At 69.6% G+C, this 17,169-nt stretch carries 17 protein-coding genes and 4 tRNA genes; 10 read left to right on the top strand and 11 right to left on the bottom strand.

Annotation, left to right across the window (positions count from 1 at the left end):
• The first annotated feature begins 5 nt into the window (after nucleotides 1-5).
• Nucleotides 6-1,217 carry a site-specific integrase gene (locus tag I4I82_RS03195; RefSeq protein WP_226369847.1) on the top strand — a complete coding sequence of 404 codons (1,212 nt, stop codon included), beginning with the start codon at nucleotides 6-8 and terminating at the stop codon, nucleotides 1,215-1,217.
• A 12-nt stretch (nucleotides 1,218-1,229) separates the two neighbouring features.
• Here the strand turns inward: I4I82_RS03195 and I4I82_RS03190 are convergent.
• The 4 genes from I4I82_RS03190 to I4I82_RS03175 all read right to left on the bottom strand — a co-directional run bounded on the left by I4I82_RS03190 (nucleotide 1,230) and on the right by I4I82_RS03175 (nucleotide 2,045).
• Nucleotides 1,230-1,304 (bottom strand) — tRNA-Val (locus I4I82_RS03190).
• Nucleotide 1,305: 1 nt separating this feature from the next.
• Nucleotides 1,306-1,377, bottom strand: a tRNA-Cys gene (locus I4I82_RS03185).
• 50 nt (nucleotides 1,378-1,427) lie between these two features.
• A tRNA-Gly gene (locus I4I82_RS03180) sits at nucleotides 1,428-1,499 on the bottom strand.
• 105 nt (nucleotides 1,500-1,604) lie between these two features.
• Nucleotides 1,605-2,045 carry an SsgA family sporulation/cell division regulator gene (locus I4I82_RS03175; protein ID WP_218588774.1) on the bottom strand — a complete coding sequence of 147 codons (441 nt, stop codon included), beginning with the start codon at nucleotides 2,043-2,045 and terminating at the stop codon, nucleotides 1,605-1,607.
• Between the two features lie 230 nt (nucleotides 2,046-2,275).
• Between I4I82_RS03175 and I4I82_RS03170 the strand changes: the two genes are divergently transcribed.
• The 5 genes from I4I82_RS03170 to I4I82_RS03150 all read left to right on the top strand — a co-directional run bounded on the left by I4I82_RS03170 (nucleotide 2,276) and on the right by I4I82_RS03150 (nucleotide 6,005).
• Nucleotides 2,276-2,932, top strand: coding sequence for an RNA polymerase sigma factor (locus tag I4I82_RS03170; RefSeq protein ID WP_218588775.1), 657 nt, complete (start codon nucleotides 2,276-2,278; stop codon nucleotides 2,930-2,932).
• Nucleotides 2,933-2,952: 20 nt separating this feature from the next.
• On the top strand, nucleotides 2,953-3,780 hold the full coding sequence (locus I4I82_RS03165; RefSeq protein WP_218588776.1) for an anti-sigma factor: 828 nt from the start codon (nucleotides 2,953-2,955) through the stop codon (nucleotides 3,778-3,780).
• On the top strand, nucleotides 3,777-4,187 hold the full coding sequence (locus I4I82_RS03160; RefSeq protein WP_218588777.1) for a TIGR02611 family protein: 411 nt from the start codon (nucleotides 3,777-3,779) through the stop codon (nucleotides 4,185-4,187). The genes I4I82_RS03165 and I4I82_RS03160 overlap by 4 nt, the downstream gene beginning before the upstream one ends.
• A gap of 22 nt (nucleotides 4,188-4,209) precedes the next feature.
• Nucleotides 4,210-4,281, top strand: a tRNA-Val gene (locus I4I82_RS03155).
• Between the two features lie 428 nt (nucleotides 4,282-4,709).
• A complete protein-coding gene (locus tag I4I82_RS03150) occupies nucleotides 4,710-6,005 on the top strand; it encodes a Shedu immune nuclease family protein (RefSeq protein WP_218595196.1) in 1,296 nt (431 codons plus the stop codon).
• 350 nt (nucleotides 6,006-6,355) lie between these two features.
• Here the strand turns inward: I4I82_RS03150 and I4I82_RS03145 are convergent, their stop codons facing one another.
• Entirely contained in the window at nucleotides 6,356-7,582 is a 1,227-nt protein-coding gene (locus tag I4I82_RS03145) for a tyrosine-type recombinase/integrase (RefSeq protein ID WP_218595195.1), read from the bottom strand.
• Nucleotides 7,579-7,779 carry a helix-turn-helix domain-containing protein gene (locus I4I82_RS03140; protein ID WP_218595194.1) on the bottom strand — a complete coding sequence of 67 codons (201 nt, stop codon included), beginning with the start codon at nucleotides 7,777-7,779 and terminating at the stop codon, nucleotides 7,579-7,581. The genes I4I82_RS03145 and I4I82_RS03140 overlap by 4 nt, the downstream gene beginning before the upstream one ends.
• A 622-nt stretch (nucleotides 7,780-8,401) precedes the next feature.
• Between I4I82_RS03140 and I4I82_RS03135 the strand changes: the two genes are divergently transcribed.
• From I4I82_RS03135 to I4I82_RS03120, 4 genes are all read left to right on the top strand, one after another.
• A complete protein-coding gene (locus tag I4I82_RS03135) occupies nucleotides 8,402-8,620 on the top strand; it encodes a hypothetical protein (RefSeq protein WP_218588781.1) in 219 nt (72 codons plus the stop codon).
• A 505-nt stretch (nucleotides 8,621-9,125) separates the two neighbouring features.
• Nucleotides 9,126-10,598 (top strand): relaxase/mobilization nuclease domain-containing protein, encoded by a 1,473-nt coding sequence (locus tag I4I82_RS03130; protein WP_218595193.1) that lies wholly within the window; start codon nucleotides 9,126-9,128, stop codon nucleotides 10,596-10,598.
• On the top strand, nucleotides 10,595-11,242 hold the full coding sequence (locus I4I82_RS03125) for a hypothetical protein (RefSeq protein WP_218595192.1): 648 nt from the start codon (nucleotides 10,595-10,597) through the stop codon (nucleotides 11,240-11,242). Before I4I82_RS03130 ends, I4I82_RS03125 begins: the two co-directional genes overlap by 4 nt.
• Nucleotides 11,239-12,132: a hypothetical protein gene (locus I4I82_RS03120; RefSeq protein ID WP_218595191.1), complete on the top strand. Its 894-nt coding sequence runs from the start codon at nucleotides 11,239-11,241 to the stop codon at nucleotides 12,130-12,132. Before I4I82_RS03125 ends, I4I82_RS03120 begins: the two co-directional genes overlap by 4 nt.
• On the opposite strand, the gene I4I82_RS03115 is transcribed toward I4I82_RS03120, so the two are convergent.
• The 5 genes from I4I82_RS03115 to I4I82_RS03095 are packed head-to-tail and all read right to left on the bottom strand — an operon-like array spanning nucleotide 12,122 to nucleotide 17,162.
• Nucleotides 12,122-12,745, bottom strand: coding sequence for a prepilin peptidase (locus I4I82_RS03115; RefSeq protein WP_218595190.1), 624 nt, complete (start codon nucleotides 12,743-12,745; stop codon nucleotides 12,122-12,124). The genes I4I82_RS03120 and I4I82_RS03115 overlap by 11 nt on opposite strands.
• Nucleotides 12,746-12,752: 7 nt before the next feature.
• The gene (locus I4I82_RS03110; protein WP_218599910.1) at nucleotides 12,753-15,899 is read right to left on the bottom strand and encodes a LysM peptidoglycan-binding domain-containing protein; all 3,147 of its coding nucleotides are present in this window, start codon (nucleotides 15,897-15,899) and stop codon (nucleotides 12,753-12,755) included.
• A complete protein-coding gene (locus I4I82_RS03105) occupies nucleotides 15,896-16,330 on the bottom strand; it encodes a TadG family pilus assembly protein (protein WP_218595188.1) in 435 nt (144 codons plus the stop codon). Before I4I82_RS03105 ends, I4I82_RS03110 begins: the two co-directional genes overlap by 4 nt.
• The gene (locus I4I82_RS03100) at nucleotides 16,327-16,770 is read right to left on the bottom strand and encodes a TadE/TadG family type IV pilus assembly protein (protein ID WP_218595187.1); all 444 of its coding nucleotides are present in this window, start codon (nucleotides 16,768-16,770) and stop codon (nucleotides 16,327-16,329) included. Before I4I82_RS03100 ends, I4I82_RS03105 begins: the two co-directional genes overlap by 4 nt.
• Entirely contained in the window at nucleotides 16,767-17,162 is a 396-nt protein-coding gene (locus tag I4I82_RS03095; RefSeq protein ID WP_218595186.1) for a TadE family protein, read from the bottom strand. The genes I4I82_RS03100 and I4I82_RS03095 overlap by 4 nt, the downstream gene beginning before the upstream one ends.
• Between the last annotated feature and the right edge of the window lie 7 nt (nucleotides 17,163-17,169).

The following is a 17,169-nucleotide window of genomic DNA, read 5'->3' as shown; positions in this document are numbered from 1 at the left end:
CGACGGTGGCCTGCACTACGACGAGGCACGACAGCGATGGGTCGCGACCATCACCGTGGGGTCACACGCCCTCCGGCAAGCGCATCGTCGGCAAGGCCAGCGGACGCACCCGGACCGAGGCGCGCAACCGGCTCAAGGAGCTCGTCCGCGACCACGACGACGGCGTCCTGATCGCCGCGCAGAGCTACACCGTGCAACGGGCGGTGCAGGACTGGCCCGACCACGGGCTCGGCGGGCGGGACCCGAGCACGGTGCAGACCCTGCGCGACCTCGCGCTGCGTCACGTCGTCCCGGCGCTGGGCCGACGGAAGCTGCGTGAGCTGTCGGCGGAGGACGTCGACCGCTGGCTGGCGGAGAAGGCGCGCGAGCTGAGCACGAGCACGGTGTCGCGGATCAAGTCGATCCTGTCCCGGTCGATCACCCGGGCGCAGGCGCGGGACAAGGTGAAGCGCAACGTGATGCTGCTGTGCGGCACCCCGACCGGGCTGGGCGGGCGGCCGTCGCAGGCGATGACGTTCGACCAGGCGCAGGCGCTGCTCGAGGCCGCGCCGGCGACCACGATGGGCGCCTACGTGGTCGTGTCGTTGCTGACCGGTGCCCGCACCGAGGAGCTGCGGGCGCTGACGTGGGAGCACGTCGACCTGGTAGGCGATCCGGACGGCGTCCCGCCGGTTCCGCCGAACGTGCGGGTCTGGCGTTCGGTGCGCGCCGGCGGTGACACGAAGACACGGGGTTCGCGGCGGAACCTCGCGTTGCCGGAGCGTTGCGTCGAGGCGTTGGAGGAGCACCGAGACCGGCAGCGGATCGCGCGCGCAGCGGCGGGAGAACGGTGGACCGACCGCGATCTGGTCTTCGCGACCGAGGCCGGGACGGCGATGGACGCGGCGAACGTGCGCCGTGATTTCCAGCGCGTCGCGGTGGCGGCAGGTCTGGACGACCGTCGGTGGTCGCCGCGAGAACTGCGCCACAGCTTCGTGTCGCTCCTGTCGGACGGGGGAGTGCCGATCGAGGAGATCGCCCGGCTGATCGGTCACACCGGCGGCTCAAAGGTGACCGAGTCCGTCTACCGCAAGCAGCTCCGGCCGTTCATCGAGGAGGGCGCGACGGCCATGAACCGCGTCTTCCCGGGCCGTCGCCGAGATAGTTACTCACGTAGTTACTCAACCCCGCCCAGAACGCCAAGAAGGCCTGGGCAGGATCCCCAGCTGGGGCTCTGACCAGGCCTTACGTGGTGGGCGATACAAGGATTGAACTTGTGACCTCTTCCGTGTCAAGGAAGCGCTCTCCCACTGAGCTAATCGCCCGAGGCGGTGGCGGGAATCGAACCCGCGTACAGGGCTTTGCAGGCCCTTGCCTAAACCACTCGGCCACACCGCCAGATCCGGTGACTCAGGGATCTAGACCTGGAGGTCCGAGCGGACCCTCCGAGCGGACGACGGGATTCGAACCCGCGACCCTCACCTTGGCAAGGTGATGCGCTACCACTGCGCTACGTCCGCCTGCTTGCGGTGTGTCCACCGCGTTGTGGAGAACCTTAGCCTAGCCCGCCAGGGGGTTCCACACCCACCCCCTGTGCGGCGGCTCAGGCCCTCCGACCTGCTCGATCAGTCCCGAGCGCGGTCGGTGTCCTTGTCCTGGAGCAGCTCCGACAGCGCACTCTCGAAGTCGAGCCAGGAGTACTCGTGCCCGGGTGCGACCGCGTCGTAGGTGCGATGCAAGAACTCGCCCAGCGTCTGTGCGCACGTGGTGAACACCGCGTGGCCGGACGGGGAGGACAGCTCCAGCTGCACCCGGTTCGGGTCGTGGGGCACGGGCTGCACCCGGACGTCACCGTTCCCGGAGGGGGCGATGAGACCGTCGTGCAGCAGGTCCCGGGCGAAGACCCAGTCCACCGCGCTACCGTGACCGGTGCGGAAGGACGCCTGCACGGCGAAGGGGTCGCGGCTGTGGTACGTCAGATCGACCTTGACGCGCACCGCAGGGGCGTCATCGGTGATCAGCTCGAACACCGCCGGTGAGCAGATGACCGTGTGCTCGTCGCGCATCGTGCGTCCTCTTTCGTGGTCCTGCGTGGCTCGTCAGAAAGAAAAACGACCGTGTCGCCAAGATGTGACGGGTCGAGCTACACACACCGCCCGGATGCCGGTACGCCCTCACTCCGACGGGGCAATGGTCACGCTCTGCAGAGGGTGATCCTGCGCCGACCGGGGTGGTGGAGACTAATCTGAACCGACCGCTGCGTCGCAGCGAAGACGATGACGTGAGGATCCCGCTGGTGGCTGAAGTCGCCGATGCGCCGGGGCCCGCCGGGAGGCGGCCCAGAGCTGCGTCGACGCGCGCCCACGATCCGGCCGACGAGGTCCTCGTCGCCCGGATCGTCGACGGCGACCAGACCGCTCTCGGTGCGCTCTACGACCGCTACGGCCGTCCGGCGTACTCCCTGGCCCGCCGCATCTGCGCTGATGACGGGATCGCGGAGGACGTCGTGCAGGAGGTGTTCCTCGCCTTCTGGCGCGACCCGCGCCGCTTCGACCCCGAGCGCGGCGCCTTCGGCACCTGGCTGTTGACCCTGGTGCACCACAAGTCCGTCGACGCCGTGCGCCGCGAGAGCTCCATCCGCCGCCGCACCGTGCCCGCGGCCGAGGACGGCGACGAGTGGTCGGCCCCTCCCGGACCGGGCGCCGACCAGGCCGCACTGGGCAAGGTCGTCGCGGGGCAGGTGCGCGACGCGCTGGGCCGGCTGCCGGTCGAGCAGCGCCAGGCGCTGGCGCTCGCCTACTACGGCGGTTACACGCAGCGTGAGGTCGCGGCTCTCACCGGCGTGCCGCTGGGCACCGTGAAGTCGCGCATGTTCACCGGCGTGCAGCGGTTGCGGAGCGTGCTCGGCCCGCTGCTCGGCGAGTTCGCGACCGACTTCGGCGGCGCGCGATGACGACACCCCAGGAATGCCCGTTGACGCAGCAGGCGGTCGGGTGGGCGCTGCACGCCCTGGAGCCCGACGAGGAGATGGCGGTGCTGCTGCACCTGCCGCACTGCGCGTCGTGCCGTGCGGCCGTGGCGGACGCCGAGTCGGTCCTGTCCGCGATGGGCGGCACCGTCGCGGCCGCGGAGCCCCCGCCGGGGCTGCGCGACCGCCTGATGTCCGCCGTCGCCCAGACCGAGCAGCGCCCGGTGCCGGCCCGGCGTGAGGAGAAGCCGGAACCGGCGCCGGTGCCGGTCCCGCAGTACCCGGGCGACGGCCGTCGCCACCGCCTCGACGAGGAGGGCCGCGCCGGTCGACGCCCGTCGTGGCTCAGCAGCCGCGGCCGCAAGCTCGTCGCGGCGTCGCTCGCCGTCGTCGCCGTGCTGTCCGTGGGAGGTCTCGCCGTGCGCGCCGCGCAGCTCGAGCAGCAGCGCGACGCCGAGTCCGCCCAGGCCCAGGGGCTCTCCGAGCTCATCGCGCGGCTCGACGAGCCGGGCACGAAGCACGCGATGCTGGAGTCGGCCGACAACACCATGGTCGCGGCGGTCCTGCTCGACAGCGGTGAGCGCCAGGTCTACTCACTCGGGCTCGAGGCCAACCCGCACGACCACACCTACGTGCTGTGGGGGATCAAGCCCGATACGGCGCCCGTGCCGCTGGGCACCTTCGACGTCGCCACCGCCGACCAGGGCTCGCGCCCGGTAGGCTCGGCGCCCGAGACGGAGGACTTCGCGCAGTACGCGATCTCGATCGAGCCCGGTCGCGAAGCTCCCTCGTCGCCGACGATCGTCGTGGCGAGCGGGCAGGTCGAGGTATGAGCAGCGTCCAGAAGACCGGGGCGGCGGGGTTCCGCCAGCGGATCGACGAGAACCCGGCGCTGCGCCGGACCTACCGCATCGGCGTGGGTGTGGTCGGCACGATCGTGCTGGTGCTCGGGATCATCGCCATCCCGTACCCGGGGCCCGGCTGGCTCATCGTGTTCGCCGGCCTCGCGATCCTCGCCAGCGAGTTCGCCTGGGCCAAGCGCGTCCTGCGCTACGCCCGCGGCAAGTACGACGCATGGACACGGTGGCTGGGCCGCCAGTCCGTCGTCGTCCGGGCGACCGTACTGGCGGCCACCGGACTGATCGTCCTGACCACCCTGTACCTGCTCGGCGCGCTGCACCTCGTGGCCGGCTGGGTCGGGCTCGGCGGATGGACCTGGCTGCAGAGCCCGTTCTTCTGACGTGTAGAGTCTGCGACGGCTCGGGCGATTAGCTCAGGGGGAGAGCGCTTCGTTCACACCGAAGAGGTCACTGGTTCGATCCCAGTATCGCCCACGCAGGTCAGAGGCCCGGTTCGAGATCTTCGGACCGGGCCTTCGCCGTCGTACAGCTACGAAGTACAGCTACGCCAGCAGGGGAAGTTGCTGGCTGCCGCGTCAATTCTCATCCGCGCGGCGTCGCCGGGTATCGGCACGCTGTCGGCCAGCGGATGTCCGGCGACGGGCGGTCGGAGGGTCGGCTCCGAGCTCTCCCGGTCGGAGACCTGCTCAAGCAACCTGGGCTGAGGCCGCTACCCACGAGCAGCGCGGACCTCTAGTTCCCGCGTTTTTGCTGAGAACGTCTCTGCAGGTCGTCGGCTTGTCTGCTCCTGTTGACGTCGATCTGGTGTCAACACACCGATCGGTCGACTCTCGTCGCCTTCGGTGACCCGCTCGCCTCGGTGGGGCCCCCGTGCGAGACACTATTGGTACTGATCGAGCTCGATGGTCACTATCGCGGTCAGCGCTGACGGAACTGACAGGGAAGAGATGCCGCGCGGGAGTTGGGTCTACACGCCGCCGCCCCCGCCGACGGAGGTCGGCTACGCCCTCGGTCGGCTGCCTGAGCGCACCTATATCAGCAGGTCGTTCCGTCTCGACCTGCGCAACTCACAGGACTACGGCGAGCCGGCTCGTTTCGTGACCAAGGTCTTCGACGAGGCGCCCGAGCCCGAGGACCTCGGCACCGCGGAAGAGATCGAGTGGACGGAGGCCGTCGTGTCGACGACGCCCGGTGGTCGCAAGCAGATCAAGATCCAGATCGCCCGCCAGGCTGGGCAGGTCCGGGAGATCGAGATCCAGAAGGTCCCGACGAACGGTGACGCCGAACGTATGGACAGCCTGCTCAAGCTGGACCGAAAGTCGTCGGCGCGGTTGATCCAGGTGATCCAGAGCCTCCAGTACGTCCCGGTCGAGGGCGACGAGGGCAAGGTTCGTCTCGACGACGACATCATGCGGGAGTTCTTCACCGACCCCGAGAACGTCATCAGCGCCTACCGCCGTTCGCCAGGCGAGTTCCGGCGCGCCATCGTGGACGACCCGAATGCCGATGACGTAGTCGCGATCGCTCACCGCCGGGAGGTCGTTGCCGAGTTCCGAAGTCTCATGGAGGACGAGGATTACTTCGAGTCGGAGCGCGGGGGCGGAAAGCCGGAGGCGGTCTGGCAGCGCTTCCTGGAGGCGAACCCGTGGATCCTGGGGATCGGGCTGACCGGGCAGCTTCTGACGTCGTGGGACAGGGACAAGCTTGAGAAAGTCGTCGCCGGCTTCTCCGTCGGGAGGGCTGGGAAGAGAGTGGACGGCCTGCTGCGGACGACGGGAAGTATCCGTTCGTTGGTCTTTGCGGAGATCAAGCACCACAAGACAGGCCTTCTCGCGGGTGGCAGCGGTGACTTTCGTTCTGGCTGCTGGCCCCCGTCGGCTCAGTGCTCCGGCGGCGTAGCGCAAATCCAGCAGACGATCGCCCTTGCGTCGCAGCAGATCGGTGAGGCCCTTCCGGAGCTGGACGACGACGGCGCCGAGACGGGCGAGAGCTCGTACTTCATCCGACCCAGGTCGTTCCTCATCCTCGGTCACCTCGACCAGCTTCGAGGTTCCGGCGGCGGTGTGCACCGCGCGAAGCATCGCTCCTTCGAGCTGTATAGACGGAACCTCTATGAACCCGAGATCATCACGTTCGACGAGTTGCTGGCAAGAGCAGAGTGGAGCGTCGACCTCGCGGAGCAGGAGCAGGACGGCTGACGTCTCCCTGGATCCGGGACGAACGCGTTCTTTACCTCAACGCCCCAGAACCAGCGGACGTCCGCCCAAGCTCTCGTTGGCGACGATCTTGAAGGGTTCTCGATGCAAATTGGACCGCGCTCCTCACGGATGATCTTGCTATCTCGAGCCATGAGCGTCGACGATATTCCATAGGCAACCCGCAACGTGCCGAGCCTCCGCCGTTGCCGCGCTTATCAAGGCGCGAAGACTATGATCTGTCAGCATTTCTGCTTCGACATCTAACACGACAAGGCGTCGTCCGCAGGCACTCGTGAGGCGATCCGATAGTCGGTGTCTGACGATGCTCGCTGTAGGCGCTGCGGACTCTCTTATCGGTCGAGGCTGGCGCCGAGTCGCTTCAGGGCCTCCTTCGTCGCCTGTGGCGAGGCCAATGTGTAAATCTCCATGGTCAGCGCGAATTGCGCGTGCCGGAGGATTTGCATGGCCACGCGGGGGTGGACGTCGAGGTCGGCGAGTAAGGTGCCACAACTGCGTCGCCCGTCGTGCACGGTGATCTTGCGGACATCGGCCTTTCTGCATCGTGCATCCCAGGAACGGTTGAAGTTGCGCGGCTCTATCGGCGTGCCGAAGCGGGTCGTGAAGATCAGGTCGTTCCCCCGCCATGCAGAGCCAGCCGCAGCGCGGGCACCTTGCTGCGCGCCGCAGCGCAGGCGGAGGGCGGCCACGCAGATATCGGGGAGGGGGAGCGCGGCATCGGATCCCTCAGTCTTCGTCTCGCGATGGAGGAGCTGCCGGCTAACCCGCTGGAGTTGGAGAGCAATCTTCACGGCGCACCGATCGATGTCGACCGTGGCCCAGGTGAGCCCGAGCACCTCGCCCTTTCGCAATCCGAGCACGAGGATGAGGACGTAGGCCGCGTAGAGCGGATCGTCATCGGCACGGGCGGACTCGAGGAATCGCCGTGCCTCGTCGCTCGTCCAAGCCTGACGTCGGTTTGATCGGCTGCGAACCTTGGGCAGCTTGACCACGGCGGCGACGTTGCGGCTGATGAGTTCCTCGGTCACGGCTTGGCCGAGCGCGGACCGAAGACAGCCGCGAATGTCGGAGAGGGTTCTTGGGGAGATCGTCGTCTGACAGCAGCGACTGACGGCGCAGCAACGTTGCTTGTCAGGAGGGCGACGGGCGTCCTTGCCCTGGACGCAGCACTGGCACGCCCGAGCGGTTCCGTTGATCCAGGTCTGGACATCGCGCAGCTGCAGGCGGTCGAGCCGTTTCGTCCCTAGCGCAGGTTCGATGTACAGCCGGACGATCGTCTCGTAGGTCTGGTAGGTCAACGGCGCGAGGTTGGGACGCACGACCTCGTCGAGCCAGTAGTGCAGGTGCTCGCCGAGCGTAGGAACGCGGTTCGCGACCGGACCGGCCTTGGCGCGTTGCTGGAGGACGATCCACTTGTCGTGTACGTGCTCCCGGGTCTTGCCGTAGACCCACTTCTTCTGTCTCCTGCCTGCCGGTGTCCGAACCCAGGAGTATGCGGCGAACCCGTTGCGATAGGCGAAGATCGATCCCTCGCCGTTGGCGCGGGCCCGTCCAGTCATGCTTCGTGCTCCTGAACTCGTCTCGACACGTACTCGTCCACCCACTCGGGGAGGATCCGGCGGTATCTGCCGTCCTTGAGTGACCGGAGTTCACCGCTGGCGATGAGTGACTTCGTCTTGTACAGGCCGAAGCCGAGCATCTCCGCGACCTGTGCGGTCGTGTACCACTTCGGGGGCAAGGTGGTCTGGATTGTCATTGCCGACTCCTGTGCCGTCGATGTAGCGGCTCAGGTATCGGTCGCTACGCGCTACCGAGGGTTGGCAGGCATAGCGGTCTGCATCGTTCCCCCCTGCTGATCAGAGGTCTAGCTGCCGATGCATCGGTGCGCTATTTGCACATCCATGACGACCATGCCCCAGGTCACCGCAGGCTGCTGAACCTTGAAAGAGATGGTGGACCAACTTCACGTCATTGGTTCCGCCGTGGATGATCGTGGGGCGCTGCCGATCCCACACGTGTCTGTTCGCCCGAGCCTCGATGGGTGTGGAATGCGCAAGCTGAGCCAATAGAGAACCGGGTGCCTGACCTCGTCGTTCGTGACGCTGTTCCCCCGGGCGGAGCAAGATATGCGCTAAGTAGACCTTCGGTCTACTCATGCGCTGTGTGACGTCCGGAACCGGGGGGTTCCGGACGTTCCTGTCCACAGCGAACACGACAGTGCAGACCTGTCCACAGATCCTCGGTTCTGACCCGCGCGAAGGCCGCCTCTTGTTGCAATCGAGGCTTCGAGGCGCATCGGAAAGGATGAGGGTTTGTGGCAGAAGTGGGGGAGCGGACTGGATCGACGCGGCATGCGTCGCAAGCACGGGTGTCGTTCGATGCCCACGGGTGACGAGATCGATCCGCTCTCGATCACTTGGTTGCGTGATGCGCGGGACCGGCTCTTCCATGCGGTGCCGGCGGATCAGCTCCCGCCGCGGCAGGATCCACCCGGGCCTGTCGCGCTCTGCGGACGGTTGGTGCTGTTGACGTCGCTGCTCGACGATCCGGCCGGCACGGCGTGCAGGCCGTGCCGACGGAGGCTGTCGCTGCAGTGAGGTAGCACGTCGGTGCCGTGGGCGACGCAGGGGAACCGCGGGGCACGGCCGCGGCCGTCTCGGCGAGCAGCCTCGGCCCGGTGAGCAGCGGCAGTCATTCTCGGCCAGGGCGACATCGACGTCGCCCGCCGGCAGACGCTCCCCGGCGGCACGAGGTGCGGGTGCGGCTCAGCCCTGCAGAAGCCGATGCGGTTGGCGCGGCCGCGCAGCGTGAGGGTTTGTCGGTCGGGGCCTGGGTCGGGCAGCTCGCGGTGGGGCGCGCGCAGGGCCAGGCGGACCCGGTGCCGGTGACGTGGCAGGAGCTCGTTGCCGAGCTGGTCCGGTTCCGCGCCGATGTCCGCCGGGCCGTGGACGTCATCGAGCAGGTCACGTCAGGCGCACAGAGGACGAGTGCCGCGGACCTGGCTGGTGAGCTTCTGGGCCGGGTCGACGCTGCGACGGCCGCAGCCCTCGCAGCCGGCACGGGGGGCCGGCGAGCGGGAGCCCGCGGCGGGCGCCAGGGCCGGTGATCACGAAGGTCGTTCACGGCTGGCGGCCGGCCGGTTTGCTGGCCTACCTGCTGGGTCCGGGCACGTCCGAGGTGCATCGTTCACCTAGGGTCATCGCGAGCTGGGACGGCCTCGACGCGGGCTGGCAGCCGGAGCGGACGGGACCCTCCGAGTACGACCTGCAGCTCGGCCCGCTGGTGGATGCGCTGCACGCGCCGGCGATCGCGGCGGGCTTGCCGACCCGCGCGCCGCGGAACGGGTCGAAGCGCGGGTACGTGTGGCATTGCTCGGCCCGGGTCGCCGCGTCGGACCGCACCCTGGATGACGGGCAGTGGGCGGACATCGCTCGGGAACTGCTTGATGGTGCGGGTATCGCCGAGCGCGGCGATCCGGGTGGGCCGCGTTGGGTGGCGATCCGGCACGCGGAGGACCACATCCACATCGCGGCCGTCCTGGTGCGCCAGGACACCGGCCGTCGGTTCTGGCCGCATCACGACTACCCGAAGCTGCGTGCGACCGCCCGGGCCATCGAGCAGCGTCTCGGCCTGACCATCACCGCCGTGGCCGACGACACGGCGGCCCGGCGGCCGGGTCGGGGCGAGACGGAGAAGGCGGCACGGCAGGGGCGCGGTCCGGCGAGACCGGAGCTGCGCCGCGCCGCGCACGAGGCGGCGATCCGGGCGGTCGGGCCGGAGGAGTTCGTCGCGGAGCTTCGGGCGATGGGCTATCGGGCGGAGCTGCGGCGAGGTCCGTCGGGTGACGCGCTGGGCTACCGGATCGGGAGGGCGGGTGACGTCACGGCGGCGGGCCAGCAGGTCTTCTTCAGCGGAAGCAAGCTCGCCCCGGACTTGTCGTTGCCGCAGCTGCGCCGCCGATGGGCCCAGAACCCCGACCGGCCCGGTCCGGCTGAACGGCCGTCGTCCGCGGAAGCCGAGGACGTCGTCGTCCGCGCCCGTGTGGCCGTCGGCACGCCGGACCCGCAAGAAGGTGTCGACGGCATCGTCCACGCCACCGGCGACGTGCTGACCGCGCTCGCCGCGAACGACCGAGGTCACAAGCAGGGCTGGTCGGATGCCGCAGAACGGTACGAGCGAGCCTCGCGGGCGCCGGGAGGGCGGGTTCCCGACGTCGGCCCCGTGGGGGCGGAACTGAGGATGCTCGCACGGCGACTGCTCGCCGCCCGCGGCTTCCGCGGGAAGGACACGGCCGGCTCGGTGGCCCTGGCGATCGCCGTGGCCGGGCTCCTGCACGAGATCGCGGCCTGGCAACGCGAACGGGACCGCGCGCATCAGGCCGCCGCGGCCGACGTCGCGGGCGCCCGCCTGCAGGCCCGCCACCTGGCGCGGCGCGATCCCCACTCCGGCTCGAGAGCGGCGCAGGGGAGCGGGAGGGAACGCGCCGGATTCCCGCGGGAGCCAGGCTCGGCCACACAGGTGGTGCCGGAGAGCGAGGCGAGGATGACGCGACGATCAACAGGCCCGCGGCCGTGACGCGCGGCAGTGACCAGGCCGTACTGGCGATCGTGCGGCTGGTCGGAGCCCAGGACACGGCCGTCACCGTGCAGCATCCGGGCACGGACGAGGCGGCCGTGGCGGTGCGGATCGGCCGGACCCTGCTGTATCTGCATCAGGAGACGACGGCGGAGCACTTCCTCAACGTCTGGCTGGAAAGCCACGAAGCGGCCAAGGCGCTGCCGGTCAACGCCGACCGCAGGAGCATCCGGGGCTTGCGAGGGATGCCCGAACCGGGTGTCGTCGTCAACGCCATCGGCCGTCCGGCGTCCAGCGTGACCATCGTCGGAGAGGGGGAGCAGACGAATCGCTCGTACCTGCGGGTCCAGCTCGGTCGTGTCGCGTTCGAGGTACGGGACCATGGCGCCTTCCACAGCTGTACCAACGCGTTCCGCGATGCCTACAACCTCGCTCGGCACGTCTTCGTGCCGCCGGGCTCCGAGCGGGTACTGCGCGGTGCCGTCGACATCGCGTCGGACGCCTTCTTCCCGGCGCTGGTCAAGCGGGATCTGCGGGCGACGCCGTCGCGGCTGTGGCCCAAGGCATCCGGTGCGGCGGCTCCGCCGCCGGCTCCGGCGTCGGTGTCGCGTCTCCGGCCGCCGACGTCGGGGATGGCGCCATGACCACCGACTACCCGCTGCTCGCGGTTCCCGGTTACGAGCTGTACCAGCTCGCGCACGTCGCCACGTTCATCGCTGACGGGCTGGTCCGGCACCGGCGTGCGGCCGTGGCGCGGGACCGCCCGGGTCGGCGACGGGCGGCGCGCGACGTGCACGCAGGGCGGGCGGCCCTCGCCAACGCCACCGGCGATCCATCCGCAGCGGCCGGACCGTTACCGCGTCCGCTCGACAATGACACCTATCGCGCTGCGCGTGGGCTGCTGGCTGGGCAGATGGAGCGTGAGGCGATGGTCGTGTCGCTGTCCAGCCTCGGCCGCGACAGCTGGGCGGTCGTCGGGTTCGTTCCGGGGCTCGGTCCCGTCGGCGCCGAGCTGGCGAACCACGACCTGGCCGGAGCGTTGCGGGAGCACATCCTCACTCGGCCTGCCCATGAGCTCGTCGGGTGGAGCGTGACCGATCGGTCGCTTCGACTGGGCCAGGACCGGTGGGGCACCGCAGATGAGGCCGCTGCCGTAGCCGACCTCGATCCACGACGCGCGCAGCACCAGGCGGTCGCGCGGAACCTGCGGGATATGTTGAGCGAGGTCGACGGGGCGATCGCCGAGAGGTTCGCCGACGTCGACCTCGATGCAGCGTCCGCATCCCCGGCACGAACGCCCCAACGGGCCGCGTCCTCGCCGGCCCCCGGCGGGGAGGCGACGCGGCAGCCGTTCCGAGCCGCATCCCGCGCACTGGCAGTTGAAGCCGACGACGACGCCGTCGAACTCCTCAATCAGCAGAACGAAGCGTCCGGCGCCCGCGCAGCACTCGGCGACGGGCCCGGCCGTTCCCCGCGCCCCGCCCAACCATCAAGCCACCGACCTGAGCCCGGTCGCGGCGCGATCAGGCCGTGACCAGCACCGCCATCAGAGTTCCGGTGACCATCGCGGGGCCGTACGGCACGATCACGGCCCGACCTGAACGAGCGGCCAGCAGGGCTGCGGTCGCCAGGATGAGCAATGCCCAGGCGAGCAGGCCGAGGTACACGGTGAACCAGCCGCTCCAGGCCAGGCACGCGGTCAGGCTCGGCGCGAGCTTGACGTCGCCCCACCCCACCGCCTGGTCGCTCACCCACTTCCCGATGATCGCGAGGAGGAGACCGGTGAGAAAGCCGTACATCGCGCGTGTGCCGTCGGCGCGCCCGCCGACGACAGCCAGAGTGATCGCCACCGCGACGACGGCCGCAAGGCAGCCGGTGAGAACGTCGGGGAGCCTGCGCTCACGGGCGTCGACGAGCGCTGCAGCACCGGCCAGGATCAGTATGGGGAACAGCCCCACCGCGTGGGCGGTGTCGAGCCGTGCGCCCGCTGCGGCACCGACGCCTCCGAGCGCCGCGGCCAGCGCAAGGCGAACCGGCGTCGTGGTCACGGCTTTGCGATGCGCCGTCGCCGCTGCAAGGCGCACCAGCAGGGGCATAAGTGCGGCCGCGCCGACGGCGCAGCTTGCCGTCACGAGGATCGCCGCCACCGGGTCCTCAGCTGGTCGGGACGCGGAGGCCGTGCGGGAACAGCGCGTCGAACACGGCGAAGCTCTCGGGTGGAAGGTCCTCGCCGACCTCGAACCCTCGCTCGGCGAGGAGCAGCTCGGCGTGTTCGCGCATCTCGGCGAGATCGCCCGCTGCGTGGGCGATGCGCATCAGGTCGGTGAACGGGCGATCGAAGGTGCGGTCCGGGTCGACCCGTTGGGCCGTCTCGGCCGCGAACCGGGCGAGCTCGATGTCGCCGTCGTCGAGTGCGAGGTCGACCAGCTCGTGGGCGGTGTCGATGATGAAGCCGGGGATAAGGTGCTCGTGGCGCTGGTCGGGGTTGTGCAGCCAGCCGTATCCCCGCTGCCGCAGCGGGTGGAGGACCGGGCCGCGGACAAGCCGCAGGGCGTTCTCGTAGTCGTGCGTCGCGTCGGCTCGTCGACCGGCGGCGGCGCGGGCCTGGGCGCGTTTGCGCAGGCGCCGGAACAGGTCCCAGTCCATGAGGTGCCCGGTGATCCGGTATCGGTCACCGCCGGCGGGTGAGATGCTCGGGATGTGGTCGACGGGCGGGTCGACGCTGTGGTTCTTGCCGGCCCACTGCCGCGCCTCCGCGACGGCCCGCCGGATGGTCGGGGGCCGCACGGTGCTCCCTTCCGGCCAGAGGTCCGTTGTGATCTTGTCCCGGTCGACGCCCGTCGGGTGCAGCGCCAGGTAAACCACGACCTCGACGTACCAGCTGTGCCGCTTCTCGGGCAGGGGACCGGCAGCGGCGAAGGCCGGTTCGCCGAGGATCGAGACGAGCGGGCGCGCTGACGGTCCCTGGGCGCGCCATAGCGCGATGTCGTCGTCCAACTCGGGGTCCTGCTTCTCCGCCAGGAGCAGCCGCCGGTGGGCAGCTGGGTCAGGCTGTTGACCAGCAACCTCCGTAAGGAGCGGTTGGCGAGCCGGGGATTCATCCGAATCGTCGATCTCGATCACGAGCGGACCGGCCTCTGGGGAATCCGTGTCAGGCTGCAGGGACCCGTCGCTGCGCATGTTGTCGGCCCAGGGCTGAGGTTCGGTCGCGGACGGTACTGGTACGTCGTGCTCCAGCGCGGTGCCGATGACCGAGAGCAGCCCGAGGGCGATGTCGGCGGGCATCTGCTCGGCGCGCAACGTTCCCGTGTCCAGCCGCGGTATCTGCATCGTGCCGTCTGAGTCGATGTGCACCTGTTCCCCGGGCAGCGTTGTCGATGCTCCGGCGGTGATGACGGCGGCCGAGGTTCGTTCACCGGTTGCGAGCTCCCGGCACAGCTCGCTGAGCATCTGCAGTTGCGTCTCGTCGGGCTCGGCCACAAGCAGGACGCTGACGACCCAGGAGTCGCTGAGCTGGTCCTGGACCCGCATGTCCACCACGGAGCCGCCGTCAACCCTCGCCAGGTGCTCCTGCGTCGCTGATATCGCCGCTCGTAGACGACCGGCCGCGGTCCGGACGTCCTGTACGTGCTCGACCCGGTTCGGGGGGAGGTCTGTCAGGCCGGCCTCCAGTCCGACGACCATGACCGTGGTGTCATCGGCCCAACGGCACGTGCCGAGCTCGACCACCATGTTCCTGACCAGGTCGATCGTCTTGGTCGGATCGCCGACGAGGTGGAGCGCCCCGGCTCGTTCGGCGTCAATCAGCAGGGTCGCGCCGTCCTCACTGGTGCCGAGGGAGACGAGAGCGGGGAACGGGTTCGCGATACCGACAGCCTCCAGTTCCGTGATCGGCAAGGCCGCCTCCGCATCGACGTGCCACACCGATCCGTCGTCCTCGGCGACGAACGGCGGGACCGCGTCCCGTGGCTCGGTGAGCACGAGATCGATACCCGCCGGTGCGAGCCAGAGAGCCTCCAGCGACGGCAACCCGTGCCGCAGGCCGGGCGTGACGGTGAGGGATCTCAGCACGGTGTCCTGGAACCGTGTCCCGGCGGTCTGCGCTGCGGTGAAGGTGGCGGACTCGAGCCGGGAGTGGTCCAGATCCGGCAGGGCGATCTGACGGCCGGCGCGGCGCCAGCGCGTCTGACGGCGGCGGTAGGCGACGATTCCGGTGACGATCCCGCTGGCCGCCAGCCCGGAGACGACGAGCGCTGCTGGAACTGCGAACGACGTCTGTGCGGTGTCGGTGCCGCCAGTCGGGTTGCTCGGCGGGGTCGGTGTCGATGTCTCGGGCAGCGGGATCGACGTCAGCGGATCCCCGGTCGGGACCTGGAGCTCGGGTGTCGGTGTCGAGGTGGTGAGGGGTGGCGGATCGGGACCGGTGCCGTCAACAGGCGGCGGGATGTCGTCCATCGGTTGATCGACGGGTCCGTCGATGGTGGGGACGGAGAGGAGCCAGCCGGGTCGGATCACGTCGGGGTCGTTCAGATAGCCGCCGTCCGGCTGCCGGACACCGACGTTGACCTCGTAGAGGTCCGGGTACCGGGCCGGGTCGCCGAGGTGCTGGTCCGCGAGACCGGTGAGGCTGTCCCCGACCTCGACGCGCACTCGTATGTCGGAAGGGTCCGGCTCGGGTGGCAGGCGCAGCTCCCACCCGACATGCAGGACCGATCCGTCGCTCAGCCGGCCGCCGTCGGCCTGGAGACGTCCGTCGTTGAGATCGAAGATCTCGCGCCACCGCAGCGGATCGCCCAGGACGCGGGCCGCGATGTCCCACAACGTGTCACGAGCCTGCACGACGTGGATGGGCCCGTCCACGGGTGCCGACCGCGCCGACGCAGCGGCAGCGGGAAGTAAGGATGTGCTCACCGTGACGGGAGCCGGGGTGGATGCGGTCGCCGGTGTGGCGGCCATGGTGAGGACCCAGCCGATGAGCAGGGCGGCGAGCGTGCGGGTCGTCCGGAACCCGAACCGATCGGGACGGTGCATCGGCAGCGAGCGAACCTGGGCCGCGGTCTCGACCAGTATCGAGTAGGCGAGCTGTAGCCAGACGATCCAGCCGACGAGCACGAGCAGTCCGAGCAGCAGGCTGCCGTCATCGGGTCGGGTGAGCGCCACGACGACGTGGTCCACGGTCGGCAGTCGGTCGGGGAGGAACGGCGACCCGAGCGACCACAGCGCTGCCGGGACTCCCGCGACCAGCCCGGCCAGGGTGACGAGCGCGATCAGCCCGCGCACCAGCCGCAACATGATCATCACCCACCAGCCGGTCCGGGCTGCGACGGCACGACATCGGCCTCGGCCGAGCCCGTCGCCGAGATCTCGTCCACACCCACCAGCCCGAGGAGCACAGTGGGTTGCCGGAGGACGACCTCTACCCGGATCCGGTCCGGGGCCACAAGGAACACCTCGCCGGTCACGCCAGCGGCCTCCAGGTACTCCTGGGCCGCTGCGCGTGCATTGTTCGGGTCCAGCGCCGCCTCGCCGCGCTGGACCGCGGCCAGGTCGACGACCTGACCGCCCGCGCGTGCGGCTTCCTCGGCCGTGGCGTCGGCAGTGGCGATCTGCTGGGCTTTGCGGGCTCCGTCGATCGCCAGTCCGCTGACCGCGATCAGCGTCAGCATCGCGATGGCCATCGGTGCGCTGACCGATCCGCCGCCACGGTCCCGTTCGTCCTCGGTCCGGGTCATCGCTGTCGTTCCCGGAATTGGTCTATCGGGCTGGTGAACGATGCTTCAAGATCGTGAAATCCAGGCGCGCCCGGCACTGCGAGGTCTGACCATCGCACCTGGCACGCGACGTCGGCTCGTACGACGCCCGGCTCGCCGAGTGGTCGGCCGAACTGGGTGGTGTCGATCGTGACGGCAAGCTGCGCCAACGTCAGGCCCTGGGATGCCACAGCGGATTCGGCCGCCTTCTGGCCCTGCACCTGCGCCTGGGCCGCGTCGCGCTCGATGGAGGCGATGCGCGCGGCCGCGCGGGCAGCCTGGTCACAGGCCGACTCGGCAGCCACCAGACGTCCGACGGCGATGACGAAACCGATGAGCAAACCCATCAACGTGGCCAGCAACGCGGCCTCGACCGATGGCCCGCCTCCCCGTTCCCCTCGCGCGTCAACGGGCGCGATCATGGCGTGACCTGCTCGATCGCGCCCGTCGCCTGCTTGGCGACGTGCAGCTCCAGGCCGGGAACGACCGCGAGCACGGTCCCGCTGACGGTCACCTGCAGCGTTGCGCCGTCGTCGCTGAGCACGGCCTCCACCGTCGGTGCGCCGAGGGTGGTGCCCGCGGTGCGGGCGATGAAGTCCTGGGCGTTGCGGCGGGCCTGCTCCGCGGATCCGACGCCGTAGTAGCGGCCCGACCGCAAACCGTCCTCGGCCGCGGTCAGTGCGAGCTGGCCGGCGAGGTACAGCAGCGCGGTCTGGACGACGGCCATGATGAACGTGATCATGGCGATCCACAGGAGCGCCATCTGCACGCTGGTCGCTCCGCCCCGTTCTCCGGTGTCTGTCGGCGTCGTCATGGCGACT

The sequence above is a fragment of the Pseudonocardia oceani genome, assembly GCF_019263585.2.
Classification (GTDB): Bacteria; Actinomycetota; Actinomycetes; order Mycobacteriales; family Pseudonocardiaceae; genus Pseudonocardia; species Pseudonocardia oceani.
The sequence above is the reverse complement of the archived record's forward strand: the minus strand, read 5'-3'. Positions and strand labels throughout refer to the sequence as shown.